The following is a 15,011-nucleotide window of genomic DNA, read 5'->3' as shown; positions in this document are numbered from 1 at the left end:
GATCACTCAGTGGCGATAAATATTGGTGTAATTGTATTGATGTCAATATGTTAATTAAATGATGGTTATTCGCCGTTAAAGGTGTTTTTGGAATTCAGGTTTTGTTGATCGCTGTTCCTCTTTTTAAAAGCCCGCTTTTTTTTCGTTTCCCTCTCGACAGACGGTTTTTTTTCAGGCTATTTTCTAAGCGTGCCACCCTTGTGGCAGCGTCGCTCGGACGGTCCGGGCGCTCACGTTAATCTGAGGATATTATGGCTGACTCTCGCCCTGAACGTCGCTTCACGCGTATTGATCGTCTCCCTCCCTATGTTTTCAACATTACTGCTGAACTGAAAATGGCTGCGCGTCGGCGCGGCGAAGATATTATCGACTTCAGCATGGGGAACCCGGATGGCGCCACGCCTCCTCATATTGTCGAAAAATTATGCACCGTGGCTCAGCGCCCGGATACGCACGGTTATTCGACATCCCGCGGCATCCCGCGATTACGTCGGGCGATTTCCCACTGGTATCGGGAACGCTACGATGTGGAGATTGATCCGGAAACGGAAGCCATTGTGACCATTGGTTCGAAAGAGGGGTTGGCGCACCTGATGCTGGCGACCCTCGATCATGGCGACACGGTATTGGTACCGAATCCAAGCTATCCGATTCATATTTATGGCGCTGTCATTGCCGGGGCGCAGGTACGTTCTGTGCCGCTGGTGGAAGGCATTGATTTTTTTACCGAGCTGGAGCGCGCCATTCGTGAAAGCTACCCAAAACCGAAGATGATGATCCTCGGTTTCCCCTCTAACCCAACCGCCCAGTGCGTTGAGCTAGCGTTTTTCGAGAAAGTGGTCGCACTGGCAAAACGCTATGATGTGCTGGTGGTCCACGATCTGGCCTATGCCGATATTGTTTATGATGGCTGGAAAGCGCCGTCGATCATGCAGGTGCCAGGGGCGCGTGAGGTGGCTGTTGAGTTTTTTACCCTGTCGAAAAGCTACAATATGGCCGGTTGGCGTATTGGCTTTATGGTCGGGAATCCGACGCTGGTCAACGCGCTGGCGCGCATTAAGAGCTATCACGACTACGGTACGTTTACACCATTACAGGTCGCTGCGATTGCGGCGCTGGAGGGCGACCAGCAGTGCGTTCGCGATATTGCTGAACAGTATAAGCGTCGCCGAGATGTGCTGGTGAAGGGGCTACATGAAGCGGGATGGATGGTTGAGATGCCAAAAGCGTCCATGTACGTTTGGGCAAAAATTCCAGAACACTATGCTGCAATGGGTTCGCTGGAATTTGCCAGAAAGTTGCTCAAGGACGCCAAAGTCTGTGTGTCGCCGGGAATTGGTTTTGGTGATTATGGGGATACCCATGTGCGATTTGCGCTAATTGAAAACCGCGATCGCATTCGTCAGGCAGTCAGAGGCATCAAAGCCATGTTCCGTGCTGATGGCATATTGCCGGCCGGTGCGAAATCGACACCAGAAAGCGCAGAGTAGAAAAGCAAAACAGGAGCCAATGGGCTCCTGTTTTTTTGCTGCATTTTTGCATTTTTGTTTTTAGATCATCAGGGCAAAAGTACCGGCCCATACGATGACCATAAATGAAATGCCCATAAAGAAATATTTCACGTTTCATCTCTCCGCGTACCGTCATGTACGCCTAAATGAACTTAAACTCACCTGATTATAGAGAGCTGGTGCCAGACTGAATGAAACTGAGAATGTTCCCCGTTTCGTCTGCGGCATCACCTCAGAATTCTGTGCTTCATTGCTCCAGACGGCGCTAATGTACGCCTAAAAATGAGGCGAAACAAGAGACATTTTTTTATTTACTTTTAGTAACTTACAAGTGTCGTGATTCGGCGACAGTTTGATTTCTGACGGTAATAAATGGTCAGTCAGCGACGGGGTTATTAATCAGATAATGCCAACTATACCTTGCTGTATTTGTGGTTATTTTTACGCAAAATCCACACTGAATGACGTGATGCCGGCGTGATCTTGATAGTGAGGCAGATCATGAACAAGGCAGAAAAAAAGAAAGGCCCGAAGGCCTTTCTTTCTAGATATAGAGGGAGGCTTCACCCTGCGGGCGAGTTTTGAACCGACGGTGGATCCAGAGATATTGCTCAGGTGCGCGCATGATCTCTCTTTCGATGATCTTGTTCATGTAGGCGGCAGCCTGGTTTTCTTCTGTTGGGTAACCTTCCATTTCAGGCGAGATAAACAGACGATATCCTGAGTTATCGGTTTTTCTCACCATGGTGACGGTCAACATGGCGGCGCCTGACAGACGGGAAAGCACATACGTCCCGTTAGTGGTGGCCACATTTTTGACCGCAAAGAAGGGCGCAAATGAGCTGCCTTTACGTCCGTAGTCCTGGTCGGGAGCAAACCATACGGCTTCACCTTTTTTCAGCGCACTGACGATGCCACGCAGATTGTTTCTGCCGATCATCGCTTTATTCGAGCGCATACGTCCGCGCGTCTGAACCCATTCCATTAACGGGTTATTATGTGGACGATAGGTTGCCATCATCGGCTGGCAAAGTCCCATTACGCGACCGCCCAGCTCCAGCGACATAAAGTGAACGCCGACCACCATAACACCCTTGTTTTGCGCCTGGGCGCGCAGCAGGTTATCCATGCCTTCGACATCAAACCATTTGCGCACGCGTTTGTCAGGCCAGAACCAGGCCATGCCCGTTTCGAGCAACGCCATGCCGAGAGAGTGAAAGTTCTCAGCAATCATGCTCTCTCTCTCTTCCTGCGATAATTTGGGGAAGCAGAGTTCAAGATTTTTACGGGCGATAGATTCGCGACGTTTTAAAAAAGGACGCGCCAGTTTGCCCGTTCGGGTCCCCAAAAAGCATAAAACGGGGTAAGGCAATTGCACCAGCAACCAGAGCACACTGAGACCAAACCAGGTGAACCAGTAACGCGGATGCAGGAATGCGCGTGAAAACTTGCTTGTTGGGAACATAAGCACCTTCAATAGATACGGGATGTTGTATCGCAGAAGACTTCGGGTCTGTAGCGGTACACTCTTACTTAGGCCATCATGTACGACAATGGTTCCTGTAAAGAGTGTAAAACTGAGTCAGGACAAAACCACGAGGGGCATGAATGCTTGCCCACATAATATACCATTTTAGGATTAGAACCTGCTATAAAATCTTATACAAGAAACGTAAAGATTTTCCTGGTTGTGAGGGAGGGAGTCTTTAATTTTAATTCTATGTTTTAAATGCTTTTTGATACGGTGAAGCACGATAAGAGCGGGAGGCCAAATTGTGAGGCGAATGTGATACACACGGTCCGGTTATAAGGTATAACTTAAAGTATAAACGGTAAGGAGTGTAAAGCATTACGGAAAGCATCTCCGCCCACAGGAGGTAACGCTATGATTTATTTATTGATGTTTCTTGCGATAAGTATTATAGCCGTAAGCGGTTATATTGGTCAGGTTTTGGGGACCGTTTCAGGCATTTCTTCTTTTATCGGAATGATTACTCTTGCAATTCTAATATACTACTTCACCTGGTGGCTAACCGGGGGCGCCGAAATGGTTACCGGCTTTTTTCTTTTTCTCTCTCCGGCATGTGGGTTGATGATCCAATTAATGGTGGGTTACGACAGGCGATAAAAGCAGGTGACATCCCCCAGTAAATAAAATTGAATAATAACTTAAGCTTATTCTTAATATTTTACCTATTTTCATATGTTAAGTGCCAGCCTGGTCTGGCACTTAATCTGGATAAACCAGAGATCACATCGTGTATTGCTCAGTTTTGCCGATTATTCCTCATTTACCGAACGTCCCCTGACCCGCGAAAGCGTGAGATTATCAGAAGTTATCCGGACTAAAGTGTAAGACATTTGCCGGAAAACAACGTGCGTTCGTTATCTTTGACGACCAGTTCAGCACTGTTTTTCAACTGCTTCCACTCACCGGGCGTCAGATAGTGCAAATCCTGCAACTGCGTCATCGGGGCAAGGTAGACCAACTGACCACTGGTTTTGTCGCGCATCCACAACGTTGCCTGCGTAAATGCTGCCGGGTCACTGTGCTCACTGTATTGCACACGGATACTGGACTGTCCGGGTTTGCTTCCCTGGAATGCCAGCAAGACAAAACAATCCCGACACTCGGGAGACGACATCATGGCCAGATAACTCACTGGCTTTATTTGCTGCGTTACTGGCGTCAGCGTCATAAACATCAATAGCGCCCCTGCTGCCAGCCACCCGGCATTACGCAGCCAGTGTTTTACGCCGCGCGTTGATGTGTCTTTGTCCATTGACGCCTTTATATTACGCCAGACACGTGCCGGGGGACGCGCGGCAGGGGGGCTGCGAACATCAAGGTGTTGCTGCCATTGTTCCACCGCCTGCCATAATGAAGGATCCTGTTCCAGAAGGCTTTCAAACCGTCGTCTGGCAAGCGGAGACAGCACACCCAACAGATATTGACTGGCGAGATGCTCGCGGATCTGCGGATGGCGATAGCGGGAAGGGGTTATTGGCTGAGGCATTGTTTTAACTCACTGAGACCCCGGCGGATCCAGGATTTGATTGTGCCTTGCGGCGCACTGAGATGGCTGGCGATTTCGGGGTGTGAAAAACCGTGATACCAGGCGAGGACGATGGCGCTGCGTTTCTCCGCTTCCAGTTGGGAAAGACAGTCGGTGAGCCGACGCTCTTTCTCCTGTTGCGCCGGTGGCGCGATGAGGTCGTCTTCTTGATCCACCAGTGCGGTTTCACCTCGTCTGCCGTGCTGTCGGATGTGGTCGATAGCCTGGTTGCGCATGACCTGGCATAGCCATGCCCAGGGGGCGTCAATCGGTGAACGGAGTTTACCGTGCCAGATTTTGATATACCCCTCCTGGAGCAAATCAGCAGCAATCGCCTTGTCTCTCACGATAAGTAAAATGCGGGTATATAAATACCCGCTGGTGCGTTGATAAAGGGTGGTGAAAGCTTCTCTGTCCTGTAGCAGGATCCGCGAAAAAAGTGTGCGGATCTCTTCCTTATCAATGTCCACGCTATACCTTATTGAGTAATGGAGATGATATGCCATACGTCTTTGACGTTATCTCCGGTGGTGTCGCCTGGGGCGCGATCCTGTTTCCAGAGGTAGAGCGGCATGTTGTTATAACGCAATTGCCGTTGACCGTCCCGGCGTGTGGTGGAACTGAATGGCGGCGTTAATTTTGCATTTGCCCCGACAATCACGGGCGGCCACTTTTCTGCACAATCGTCATAGCAGGCCGGAACGCCATTCCTGTCTTTATCAAAGGTGTAAAGCGTCATGTTGTCGGCATTTACCAGAATACGGCCTGCTTTTGTCGTATACACCTGGACAGGCGTTTCGTCGGCGCGCGCCAGGTGCCAGACGTTTTTGACGCCTGCGCCAGTAATATCGCCGGGTTTCATATCTTTTACCCAGCGGTAGAGCGGTTTACCGTTGAGTGCCCATTGCTGGGTGCCATCCTCTCGCTTGATGGCTTCAAGCCCATTGATCGCGGGTGACATCTTTTCTGTGACCGGCAGCGGTGGCCAGTTTTTGCTGCACTCTGCGTCGCATACAGAAATACCGTTGCTGTCTTTATCAAAGGTATAAAGCGTCATGCTCTCTTTGTCGGTATACACCTTTCCAAGCGACGTATCATGTACGGCGATATCTGCGGCCTGCACGGCACAGGTGGTTCCTGCTAACATCACACTCCAGATGAATTTGTTCATAATTTTTTCCTGTTGCTTGATTGTAGACGGAATTTTCCAATGGGTTATTGCATCCAGCCTTCGTGAGCAAAAATTTTGCTCGCTTCCGGGGAGCTCAGATAACGGACGAAATCCTGTGTTTGTGGATCGGCATTTTTCGCGATGGCGATATTCATATCCCGATAGATCCGTCGCTCGGGTTCAATCTCGACCAGAGTCGCCTTATCGGGGTGCGCGAGAGGCCAGTCACTCCAGGTTATCCAGGCGTCGGCCTGCGGTTGCACAAAGGCCTTAAATGCCGCACCACTGCCTTTTTCGAACGCAATGATTTTGCTGCGGATGTTTTTAATATCGGCAAGCTGACCGGTACGCCCGGCAATATCCTCCCAGACGCCGGTTCCGGAGGTGTTGTAGACACCTGCACCTTCGGTAACCACGATGCCAACGTCTTTTTTCAGTAGATCGTTAATTCCCGTAATGCCTTTAGGATTTCCCGGTTTCACCGCAATCACAGAACGTTGTAAATAGAGGGGCAAGACGTCCTTACTTTGAATAAAGGCATATGTTTCCAGAAACGCCGTCATTGACTGCTGGGAAGAGCCGAAAATGAGATCGGCATCGTGCTGCGCGTCTTTGCTCCATTTACTTTCCGGTCCATAGATGATCGCAACGTTAACGCCTGATTGTTTCGACCAGGCGCTGGCGGCTTTTTGCAGCGCAGAGTGCGGACCACCAGGCCCATAGACTTTTATGACGCCATCCTGTGGCTGGTGCTGAATAGAAGGGTCGGTAAGCGGTGAGGCCGAAAATGCGGTAAAACCGGGTAACAGCAGTGAAAGGATCAGGTACTTATATTTCATGAGGACTCCAGTAGCGGTGGGGTTTACTGGAGAGACGCGGCAAAAGAAAAAATGGATGCATGCAGAACAAAATTTTTTGTCGGGTATTTTTCCTTTTCCATGTGAGATGGGGAAGAGGCCGTCAGAGGATACCCGTTTATCTGGCCTGTGCAGCGCCTCTGGCTCCAGACCCACGCCGAACATTTACAAAACCACATGCCTGATGCGTATCTCGTAAAAACGGTACTGATGTAATTAAATATTTTAATAAAATCATACGGTAAAAATAGTCATCAACAATGGCGTAAGAGAATAATGATGACCAATGTGGAATGCTAAATCGTTAAATAATATGCAATGATTGATGGAATACACTGAGTTTTCTTGCGGTTTTAATACTTTCTTCTTCGCTATCCGGTGTTTGTTTTTAGGTTGATGATGTTTTTTATCGCCGCGCAGTTTTTAACTCTGCTTTTAATCGTGTTGAGTATTCTGAATGTAATGGTAATAATTTGAAACATTATGTGTATCTTTCATTAGGAGCTCATCCGTATGGCCAGTATATTGCCCCCAAAATTTGACAGTGCCTATACTTTCACAGGTTTAGATTTTATTGCCAGAAGTATGGTGATGATGGAAACCAACGGCACCTATATTTCACTCGCGGCTATGACCGGTAATATGACCAATGAACAAAAAGAAATCTTAACGGCGCGTTGGGAATATCATCAAAGCAGGCGGAATGTATACACTAATGAGACGCGGGCATTCGTTGAATAAATAACTTCAGTGAATGTATTACAGCAGAACGTCTCTACAATTATCCCCATTGACCAGGAAAGCGTGTGCCGTACGGAAAATTTGTTTCATACTGTGGCCATCTTAGCTTGACCGCGAAGCGGGGTTTTCTTCTGCTGTTTATTTTTTTGCAAATGACAATTCTTGCCGGGCATCTTTATTATCAATATACATATATTATGCGTGAAGCTGCCCGTATTCTGCGTAATACCACGTTATTGGAAGCCGAGCGTTTCGAAACCAGTCTGGATGCGATGGGGTATCAGGTTCGTCTTATCGGCAATGCTTTTTTGCTAAATCACACCGTCACATCTGAAAATAAAGATCGGTTTCTTGATGAGGAGCTTAAACAAGACTGGCTCGACGGCGTGATTGTGTTTGATGAGAGGGGCGACTTTGTTGCTCAGCGTGCACTGTTCCCGCTGGAAAACGCACTCAGCGCATCGACCATCACCCAGGCCAGTTTTCGCGATAGAGCCGTATTTAAACAGCTGCGTCTCAGAGAGGAGAATGACAGCCTGTTTTACTGGCAGAGTCAAGGAACGGATCCCAATATCCACGGATTTGCGATGTACCATGCTGTACGTGACGCCAAAGGAAAATTCCTTGGTGGTGTTGTTGGGTATTTCGATTCCCGCTCTATGGTAGAAATATTCCGGAAACTTAATGATAAAGGTTTTTATCTCGGTTCCGGGGGCGCAATGGTTGTACTGGATCGTGATAATTGTATTCAGCTTACCCGTGTGGGAGCCGGAATTACCGTAGGTCCGCTGCATTTCAATCCTTACATTAAAGAGGTCATGAAATATTCCTCCGATTCGGCTCAGACCCATCAATATATATCGCCTATTGACGGTACCTCACGTATAGGGGTATTTCTCAACTTGAGTCATTACAAATGGGTAATAGCTGTGGGACTTGCAAAACATGAGATCCTGTTTGGCTGGTATATGCAGGCTTTTTGTACGGCCATCGCGCTTATTGCCTTCATCATAACTCAATGGTCATTGTTGAATTATGTGCATGCGAACTCCTTGCAACGGGCGCAACTTGTCAAAGACGCTCTGCGCGATTCACTGACCGGTTTGGCAAACCGCCGCTATTTTGACGAACAAGTCCGGAATATTTGCCGTGTGGTGAGTCGTCGTCGGCAATCACTGTGTATGCTGAACATTGATTTGGACTATTTCAAAAAGATCAATGACAACTTCGGTCATAGTGGGGGAGATGAGGTGCTCCGGCGTGTGGGGCAAATCTTACCGGGATTGGTACGGGGAAATGATATTGTCGCCCGTCTGGGCGGTGAAGAGTTTGTCGTGGTGATGCCTTTTACGCAACCTGATTATGCCAAAGAGGTGGCCGAACGCATTCGAGTCAGTTTTGCCAATCAGGTGGTTGATTTTCAGGGGCGTCAAATCTCTTTCACTGCAAGTTTTGGTCTGGCACAGATGACACCTGATGAACTGAATTCCTGTGACGATTTCCAGGCTGCGCTTGACCGGGCAGATCAGGCGCTTTACCGCGCGAAACGGGAAGGGCGCAACCGGGTATGCGTGGCGAGCAATAATCAGCAACTGATTCTGTATCCAACGTAGTGCGTGTCGTAACCCTATGGCGGGTGAGGCTGTGCTTGCGTCAGTCATATCCGGATAACAACCCGCAGGATTGATGGTATTCGCCACGGGATCACTATCAATACGGAATAACGCATCACTGTCAGACAGTGCAACAGGCCTCATGGCAGAGGCTCCGGCATGTTTCGTGCTGTCTGCCCCGATCATGTGTCTTTCTGTTTGCGACAAATGTTGTAACCCCCCTTAATTCGTATCAGGACAACAAACAGAGCCAACCGCAGGCAGCAACGCCTTGTATCAGCGGTAATCGATCAGACATACGGTCATTTTTACTTTTCGTCATTATCCGTCTCTTGTTATTCAGGTGATGAATATAAACATTCCGCGGCTATCTGGACGGTCTTGGGAACGATGCTGTGACGAGAGCGCCAGGTCGCGGGAGGCATACCAAACTGGGCACTGAACCAGCGAGTGAAGGAACTGGGCATGGAGTAGCCGAGCATGTCGGCGATATGGCCAAGTGAGTAACCTGGATTCTGCAGGTAACGGATCACCAGATCGCGCCGCACATCATTGATAAGTTCGCTGAAAGTGGCGCCGTTCTCTTCCAGATGGCGTTGCAGGGTACGCACATTCATCCCCAGGGTGCGGGAGATCTGCTCTATGGTGGCGCGCCCCATCGGCAAACGCAGGTAGATCGACTTACGCACGTCGAACATCAGGGACTGGCGGTTTTCCACCAGCAGGGAGTCAAGGTAGTTACGCGCATGGAGAGCCATGGCCTTGTTGGCCAACGGGTTGGCGATGTCCAGATCGGCAGCCTGACAGACAATGCCATTGAATTCGCTGCCAAATTTCACCTTGCAACCGAATATGCGTCTGTGGACGGAAAGGTCCGTCGGCGCAGGGTGAGTGAAGTTGACGCTGATGGGACGCCAGCTTGCGCCAACGCCGACCTGAGCCGCGCAGAAGCGGTACATGACACCGACCGCCAGTTCGCTGGCATGGCGTGACGAGGTGGGAATATCAGTGATCACCTCCTCGCGAATAATGACCGTCTTCCCCACCTCCTCAATGAAGATTGCCAGCGAGTCATTGCACAGGTGGCGATACTGCACTATCCCCTGCAGCGCATCGCGCAGAGTGGGGAGGTGACTGAGCAGCAGACTTATCTCGCCAAAGTCCGACAGATGACGATGTTCCGCCATCCGTAGGCCAAGGGTATCGCATCCGCTGACGAGGGCTGACTGCTCGATAAGCTTGATGGCGGTGGAGACCGGGATGCGCTGATTGGGCATCCCCAGGATGGAGGTACTGAGCCCCACCTGCGCCAATAAGCGCTGGGTATTGAGGCCGAGTTGACGGGTTACGTCCAGATAATTGGTGAGGATGGCGGCTCTGGCTAAGACAGTCATTGTGCAGCTTCCTTAAGTTATTAATCTGTGCCGTGAATGATTGATTAACATTTACTTAGCAGTCATGTAACAAAATTGAAAGTTTTGTGGTTGTTTTTTGCAACATTGGTGCTTCACTTATTTAGGGCTGTGGGGGAGGACAGGCGCGGGCCTTAGTCTTGTTTGCCATTGTCGTAAAATGACAAATCGATGGCGTCAAAAGTAAAGCAACGTGAATGTTGCGGCTTTAGTGTTGCTCTCGGTGCGCTGGCTTTTAGCCGGAGCCGTCTGGAGAGTAAGGACAGTCATATGGATAAAATACAAACAAGGGCGACAGTGCTGATCATCCCCGGATTACGTGAACATGTCGCGGAACATTGGCAGACGCATCTGGCGGCTAGCCTTACCAGGGTGCGTTCAGTACCACCTTTGACGCGGGATAAGCTCAATTGCCGGGCGCGAGTTGAGGCCATTGAGCAGGAACTGGCGCAGATCGACGGCCCGGTGATCCTGGTTGCGCACAGTGCCGGTGTACTGATGACAGTGCACTGGGCGCAGCAGTATCAGCATCAGCACCAAATCAAAGGAGCCTTACTGGTCACTCCCCCGGATCTTAACGCCAGGTGGCCAGCCCAGTACCCGAGCCAGGAGACTTTGCAGGCCGGTGGCTGGTGCCCGTTGCCGCGCACGCGTTTGCCGTTTCCCAGTCTGGTGGCCTTTAGCAACAATGATCCCCTGGCCAGCGCCGACGCGGTGCGTGCCATGGCGACCGACTGGGGTAGCGAGCTTGTCGGGCTGGGCGCTGTGGGCCATCTCAATCCGGCGAGTGGCTTCGGCCCCTGGCCACAGGGGTTGGATCTGGTGCGTCGTCTCGACACCGGGGGCCCAGGTTTCGCGACGAGTGATATTCAGGGAAGCGGGCTCGCCAGTGAACCGCCTGCTTCCTGTTCAGGGGGCAGAGGTTAACCTCCCTCTGCCATGGCAATCTTACCGAGCAAATAATGAGCCAGGGAGTAACCTGCATGGTGAAGACAAGAATCATACCGTCAGCGCAGGGAGCTCATGCTTATCCTTTGCTGATCAAGAGCCTGCTGCTGTCGGGCGGGCGTTATCATCCCGGGCGAGAAATCGTCTACGCCGACACGCTGCGTTACGACTATCGTACCCTCAGGCAGCGTATCCACCGTCTGGCAAACATGCTGGCAGCAGCGGGTGTTAAGCCCGGCGATACCGTTGCCCTGCTGGACTGGGACAGCCATCGCGCGCTCGAATGTTTCTTCGCTGTGCCCATGATGGGTGCCGTGCTGCACACGGTCAACGTCCGCTTCTCGGCGGACCAAATCGCTTACACCATGAATCATGCCGAGGATCACCTGGTGTTGGTGCACGACGATTTCTTGCCGCTTCTCGAGTCGCTGGAGGAGACGCTGACCACGGTTCGGGGTTACATCCAGCTCAGTGACGGCGAGGGGAAAGCGACCAGTCTGCCGGTGCTGGGAGAATATGAGACTCTGCTGGCCGCGGCGGAGGATCACGTTGACTTCCCCGACTTCGATGAAAACTCAATGGCTACCCTGTTCTACACCACGGGCACCACGGGTAACCCCAAGGGAGTTTACTTCAGCCATCGTCAGCTGGTGCTGCATACGCTCAACGAACTGGGCATCCTGGCGGCCCATGATGGGCAGTCGCTGCTGCGTTCGAACGATGTCTACATGCCGATCACCCCGATGTTCCACGTGCACGCCTGGGGCGCCCCCTATGTGGCGACGATGCTGGGGGTGAAGCAGGTCTATCCCGGTCGGTACGAGCCTAACAAGCTGGTGCGTCTCTATCACGAAGAGGGGGTGACCTTCTCGCACTGTGTACCGACCATCTTGCAGATGATCCTCGAATGCGACGAAGCCGCGCGGACCGACCTGTCGGGATGGAAGATGTTGTTGGGGGGCAGTTCTCTGTCCCTCGGGCTGGCGTCACAGGCACACCGCAGGGGCATACGTATCCACGCTGGCTATGGCATGTCGGAGACCTGCCCACTGCTTTGTGTGACCCACCTGAGTGATGCTGAGCTGGCCCTGCCGATGGATGAACAACTGCCCCTGAGGATCCGAACCGGTCTGCCCGTCCCGCTGGTGGATCTGCGCATCGTCGATGGCGAAGGTCGGGAGGTGGCGCAGGATGGCGAAACCCTGGGTGAGATCGTGGTACGAGCGCCCTGGCTGACTCAAGGTTATCTGAAGGAGCCCGAGAAAGGGGCTGAGCTATGGAGTGGCAGTTGGCTGCACACTGGCGACATGGCCTCTATCGATCCTCAGGGAATAGTGGAGATCAAAGATCGCATCAAGGACGTAATCAAAACGGGCGGGGAGTGGGTAAGCTCGCTGGCGCTGGAGAGTCTTATCAGCTCGCATGCGGCGGTCAGATCGGTAGCCGTCGTCGGGATCCCGGATGAGCAGTGGGGTGAACGGCCCCTGGCGCTGGTGGTTTGCAAGGAGGGGGAGTACCTGGAGCCACAGGCCATCGCGGCGCATCTGCAAGGATTCGTCGACAGTGGTCACATCAATAAATGGGCTATCCCCCGGCAGATCCGGATAGTCTCCGATATTCCCAAAACCAGTGTCGGCAAGATCAACAAGCGGTTGATCCGGGAAATTGAAATCAGCAACGGGGCCGAGGATATCTGAGGGGGTCTGTTGCATTAACAGTAAAAAGGTTAGCCAAAGTCTCGCTGCTTATATTTCAGGTTGCGAGTCAGTAAACATGTTCTGCCGGGGACTGGCCGTCCCCGTGCGGATGCTAAGACAGCCCCTTATGTAATATGTGTATTCGTTCAATACCGGCCGCGATGACGTTCATGTCAGCGGCGCGCTCCAGTACAGAGTCAACCCCCTCCATCGCTAACGCATTGGCGCGAGCCATAGCATGGCTCTGCTTAGTCTTTTTCATCAAAATTAAACACTAGCCATTTAAAAAGTCATTTTGGCGGTCGGCTCCGGGGCTGGGAACCCTGTCGTCAGGCGGAAAGTCGAGGTCGATGTTGGCAGTTTTTCCCCAGCTAAGACAATGAATTCAGGGCGATCGTCACGAGATGAAAAGCGGCTGTCGCCGGATGAAAAGCGTAGGTTGACGTAATCTCCTAGATTCAACTCAGTTCGAGGCATTTTGCTCACATCAAAGACGAGTTGGAGAACAGAGATGGCCAAAGCCATACGCTTTTATGAGACCGGGGGGCCGCAGGTACTGCGCTACGAAGACGTCACGGTCAAAGAGCCAGGTCCGGGCGAGGTTCGCCTGCGTCAGGTCGCTGTCGGTCTGAACTATGCCGACACCTATTTTCGCAACGGTACTTACCCAATCCCACTGCCGAGTGGTATGGGCGTCGAGGCGGCCGGGGTAGTGGAGGCCATCGGCGACGGGGTGACAAATGTGGCGGTGGGCGATCGCGTCACCTATACCGGTTTTCTCAATACCCTCGGTGCCTATGCGACTGAGCGACTGATCCCGGCCGCTCCGCTCATCAAGTTGCCCGACAACATCACCTTCGAGACGGCAGCCGCCATGACCATGCGCGGGCTGACCTCTGCCTACCTGATGCGCCGTATCCATGATTTCAAGCCCGGTGACACCCTCTTGCTGCACGCTGCTGCCGGTGGCGTCGGTCTCATCGTCGCCCAGTGGGCCAAACTGCTCGGCCTGACCGTGATCGGCACCGTCTCCAGCGAGGCCAAGGCCGAGGTGGCCCGTGATCACGGCTGCGATTACATCATCGACTACAGCCATGAAGATGTGGCCCAGCGTGTGCGCACCCTGACTGAGGGCGTCGGCGTCAACGTGGTATTCGACAGTGTTGGCAAGAATACTTTCATGGGTTCGCTGAACTCGCTCAAGCGTCGCGGCCTGATGGTCTGCGTCGGCACCGCATCCGGTCCGGTCCCGCCGTTCGACCCTGTGTTGCTGGCGATGAAGGGTTCGCTCCATCTGACCCGTCCGGCGCTGGCTGACTATATCGCCGATCCCGCCGAGAAGGCGGCCCTGGCCGCCGAGCTATTCGACCATGTCGGCAGCGGGCGGATCCGCATTGACATCAACCAAAAATATGCACTGCAGGATGCGGTAAAGGCCCACAGCGATCTCGAGTCGCGCAAGACCACGGGCTCATCGATCTTCGTCATCTAAGGGGCATGATATGCGTGTAGAACAACTGACCTACCATATTGGCGCTGAACTGAGCGGTGTTCGCCTGGCCGATGCCATTCATGATGCTGGCTTGTTTGCTGAGATTCGCGCGCAACTGCTCCGACATCGGGTCCTGTTCCTGCGCAAGCAGGATATCAGCCGCGCCGAGCACGTCGCCTTCGCCCGATTGTTTGGCGATCTGGAGGATCATCCGGTAGCGGGCAGTGACCCGGATCATCCTGGTCTGGTTCGTATCTACAAAACGCCAGACGTGGTGAATGAGCGCTATGAAAATGCCTGGCACAGCGATGCCTCCTGGCGCGAGAAACCCCCGTTGGGGTGTGTGTTGCGCTGCGTCGAGAGTCCGCCTGTGGGGGGAGATACGCTCTGGGCCAATATGGTGGTGGCCTGGCAGAACCTGCCGGAGGAGATCAAACAGAAGATAGCAACCCTGGGATGAGTCACCCACCCCTTGTGTGTCCAGCGCCAGATTGCTTACGCCAAATGTCTCCC

General features: G+C 52.2%; 16 protein-coding genes and 1 pseudogene. 8 read left to right on the top strand and 9 right to left on the bottom strand.

The features are described from left to right. The first annotated feature begins 251 nt into the window (after positions 1-251). Positions 252-1,490, top strand: coding sequence for an alanine transaminase (gene alaC, locus CJP72_RS20960; protein WP_162383247.1), 1,239 nt, complete (start codon positions 252-254; stop codon positions 1,488-1,490). A gap of 60 nt (positions 1,491-1,550) precedes the next feature. Here alaC and ypdK read toward each other — a convergent pair whose 3' ends face one another. Continuing rightward, positions 1,551-1,622 (bottom strand): membrane protein YpdK, encoded by a 72-nt coding sequence (ypdK, locus tag CJP72_RS20955; protein WP_010723117.1) that lies wholly within the window; start codon positions 1,620-1,622, stop codon positions 1,551-1,553. A 433-nt stretch (positions 1,623-2,055) separates the two neighbouring features. After that, entirely contained in the window at positions 2,056-2,976 is a 921-nt protein-coding gene (lpxP, locus tag CJP72_RS20950) for a kdo(2)-lipid IV(A) palmitoleoyltransferase (protein WP_162383246.1), read from the bottom strand. 420 nt (positions 2,977-3,396) lie between these two features. On the opposite strand from lpxP, the gene CJP72_RS20945 reads away from it, so the two are divergent. After that, positions 3,397-3,639, top strand: coding sequence for a DUF2545 family protein (locus CJP72_RS20945; protein ID WP_162383245.1), 243 nt, complete (start codon positions 3,397-3,399; stop codon positions 3,637-3,639). 217 nt (positions 3,640-3,856) lie between these two features. Here the strand turns inward: CJP72_RS20945 and CJP72_RS20940 are convergent, their stop codons facing one another. Genes CJP72_RS20940 through CJP72_RS20925 form a run of 4 tightly spaced genes read right to left on the bottom strand, consistent with a single transcriptional unit; the run spans position 3,857 to position 6,577 of the window. Continuing rightward, complete coding sequence (locus tag CJP72_RS20940) at positions 3,857-4,528, bottom strand: hypothetical protein (RefSeq protein ID WP_162383244.1); 672 nt, start codon at positions 4,526-4,528, stop codon at positions 3,857-3,859. Next, positions 4,513-5,037, bottom strand: coding sequence for a sigma-70 family RNA polymerase sigma factor (locus CJP72_RS20935; RefSeq protein WP_162383243.1), 525 nt, complete (start codon positions 5,035-5,037; stop codon positions 4,513-4,515). The genes CJP72_RS20940 and CJP72_RS20935 overlap by 16 nt, the downstream gene beginning before the upstream one ends. Before the next feature lie 8 nt (positions 5,038-5,045). Then, the gene (locus CJP72_RS20930; RefSeq protein ID WP_162383242.1) at positions 5,046-5,738 is read right to left on the bottom strand and encodes a hypothetical protein; all 693 of its coding nucleotides are present in this window, start codon (positions 5,736-5,738) and stop codon (positions 5,046-5,048) included. A 44-nt stretch (positions 5,739-5,782) separates the two neighbouring features. Then, positions 5,783-6,577 (bottom strand): substrate-binding domain-containing protein, encoded by a 795-nt coding sequence (locus CJP72_RS20925; protein WP_162383241.1) that lies wholly within the window; start codon positions 6,575-6,577, stop codon positions 5,783-5,785. Between the two features lie 531 nt (positions 6,578-7,108). On the opposite strand from CJP72_RS20925, the gene CJP72_RS20920 reads away from it, so the two are divergent. After that, complete coding sequence (locus CJP72_RS20920) at positions 7,109-7,336, top strand: hypothetical protein (protein WP_162383240.1); 228 nt, start codon at positions 7,109-7,111, stop codon at positions 7,334-7,336. Positions 7,337-7,533: 197 nt separating this feature from the next. After that, positions 7,534-8,949: a sensor domain-containing diguanylate cyclase gene (locus tag CJP72_RS20915; RefSeq protein ID WP_238340136.1), complete on the top strand. Its 1,416-nt coding sequence runs from the start codon at positions 7,534-7,536 to the stop codon at positions 8,947-8,949. A gap of 335 nt (positions 8,950-9,284) precedes the next feature. Here CJP72_RS20915 and CJP72_RS20910 read toward each other — a convergent pair whose 3' ends face one another. Next, on the bottom strand, positions 9,285-10,343 hold the full coding sequence (locus tag CJP72_RS20910) for an AraC family transcriptional regulator (RefSeq protein WP_162383238.1): 1,059 nt from the start codon (positions 10,341-10,343) through the stop codon (positions 9,285-9,287). A 288-nt stretch (positions 10,344-10,631) separates the two neighbouring features. On the opposite strand from CJP72_RS20910, the gene CJP72_RS20905 reads away from it, so the two are divergent. Together CJP72_RS20905 and CJP72_RS20900 are read left to right on the top strand one after the other, a co-directional pair. Continuing rightward, positions 10,632-11,288, top strand: a complete 657-nt coding sequence (locus CJP72_RS20905) for an RBBP9/YdeN family alpha/beta hydrolase (protein ID WP_238340135.1) — start codon at positions 10,632-10,634, stop codon at positions 11,286-11,288. 56 nt (positions 11,289-11,344) lie between these two features. After that, positions 11,345-13,006, top strand: coding sequence for a fatty acid--CoA ligase (locus CJP72_RS20900; protein WP_162383237.1), 1,662 nt, complete (start codon positions 11,345-11,347; stop codon positions 13,004-13,006). Positions 13,007-13,288: 282 nt separating this feature from the next. Here CJP72_RS20900 and CJP72_RS20895 read toward each other — a convergent pair whose 3' ends face one another. Next, positions 13,289-13,531, bottom strand: coding sequence for a hypothetical protein (locus CJP72_RS20895; RefSeq protein ID WP_162383236.1), 243 nt, complete (start codon positions 13,529-13,531; stop codon positions 13,289-13,291). Between CJP72_RS20895 and CJP72_RS20890 the strand changes: the two genes are divergently transcribed. Both CJP72_RS20890 and CJP72_RS20885 read left to right on the top strand, forming a co-directional pair. After that, positions 13,518-14,498 carry a quinone oxidoreductase family protein gene (locus CJP72_RS20890; protein WP_162383235.1) on the top strand — a complete coding sequence of 327 codons (981 nt, stop codon included), beginning with the start codon at positions 13,518-13,520 and terminating at the stop codon, positions 14,496-14,498. The two genes, CJP72_RS20895 and CJP72_RS20890, sit on opposite strands and share 14 nt — an antisense overlap. Before the next feature lie 10 nt (positions 14,499-14,508). Continuing rightward, positions 14,509-14,958 (top strand): TauD/TfdA dioxygenase family protein, encoded by a 450-nt coding sequence (locus CJP72_RS20885; protein ID WP_238340134.1) that lies wholly within the window; start codon positions 14,509-14,511, stop codon positions 14,956-14,958. Here the strand turns inward: CJP72_RS20885 and CJP72_RS26395 are convergent. Continuing rightward, positions 14,950-15,011: pseudogene (locus CJP72_RS26395) on the bottom strand (hypothetical protein); the annotation flags it as partial. The gene CJP72_RS20885 and the pseudogene CJP72_RS26395 sit on opposite strands and share 9 nt — an antisense overlap.

Origin of the sequence: Citrobacter sp. NCU1 (genome assembly GCF_010231475.1) — a bacterium.
In the GTDB taxonomy this organism is placed as follows: Bacteria; Pseudomonadota; Gammaproteobacteria; order Enterobacterales; family Enterobacteriaceae; genus Citrobacter_D.
This window is presented reverse-complemented; position numbering and strand designations above follow the sequence as displayed.

What these genes read in the sequence shown, in the direction of transcription:
- alaC (WP_162383247.1), top strand. Translation starts at nt 252, where the DNA reads ATGGCTGACTCTCGCCCTGAACGTCGCTTCACGCGTATTGATCGTCTC.
- lpxP (WP_162383246.1), bottom strand. Translation starts at nt 2,976, where the DNA reads ATGTTCCCAACAAGCAAGTTTTCACGCGCATTCCTGCATCCGCGTTAC.
- CJP72_RS20945 (WP_162383245.1), top strand. Translation starts at nt 3,397, where the DNA reads ATGATTTATTTATTGATGTTTCTTGCGATAAGTATTATAGCCGTAAGC.
- CJP72_RS20940 (WP_162383244.1), bottom strand. Translation starts at nt 4,528, where the DNA reads ATGCCTCAGCCAATAACCCCTTCCCGCTATCGCCATCCGCAGATCCGC.
- CJP72_RS20930 (WP_162383242.1), bottom strand. Translation starts at nt 5,738, where the DNA reads ATGAACAAATTCATCTGGAGTGTGATGTTAGCAGGAACCACCTGTGCC.
- CJP72_RS20925 (WP_162383241.1), bottom strand. Translation starts at nt 6,577, where the DNA reads ATGAAATATAAGTACCTGATCCTTTCACTGCTGTTACCCGGTTTTACC.
- CJP72_RS20920 (WP_162383240.1), top strand. Translation starts at nt 7,109, where the DNA reads ATGGCCAGTATATTGCCCCCAAAATTTGACAGTGCCTATACTTTCACA.
- CJP72_RS20915 (WP_238340136.1), top strand. Translation starts at nt 7,534, where the DNA reads ATGCGTGAAGCTGCCCGTATTCTGCGTAATACCACGTTATTGGAAGCC.
- CJP72_RS20910 (WP_162383238.1), bottom strand. Translation starts at nt 10,343, where the DNA reads ATGACTGTCTTAGCCAGAGCCGCCATCCTCACCAATTATCTGGACGTA.
- CJP72_RS20905 (WP_238340135.1), top strand. Translation starts at nt 10,632, where the DNA reads ATGGATAAAATACAAACAAGGGCGACAGTGCTGATCATCCCCGGATTA.
- CJP72_RS20900 (WP_162383237.1), top strand. Translation starts at nt 11,345, where the DNA reads ATGGTGAAGACAAGAATCATACCGTCAGCGCAGGGAGCTCATGCTTAT.
- CJP72_RS20890 (WP_162383235.1), top strand. Translation starts at nt 13,518, where the DNA reads ATGGCCAAAGCCATACGCTTTTATGAGACCGGGGGGCCGCAGGTACTG.
- CJP72_RS20895 (WP_162383236.1), bottom strand. Translation starts at nt 13,531, where the DNA reads ATGGCTTTGGCCATCTCTGTTCTCCAACTCGTCTTTGATGTGAGCAAA.
- CJP72_RS20885 (WP_238340134.1), top strand. Translation starts at nt 14,509, where the DNA reads ATGCGTGTAGAACAACTGACCTACCATATTGGCGCTGAACTGAGCGGT.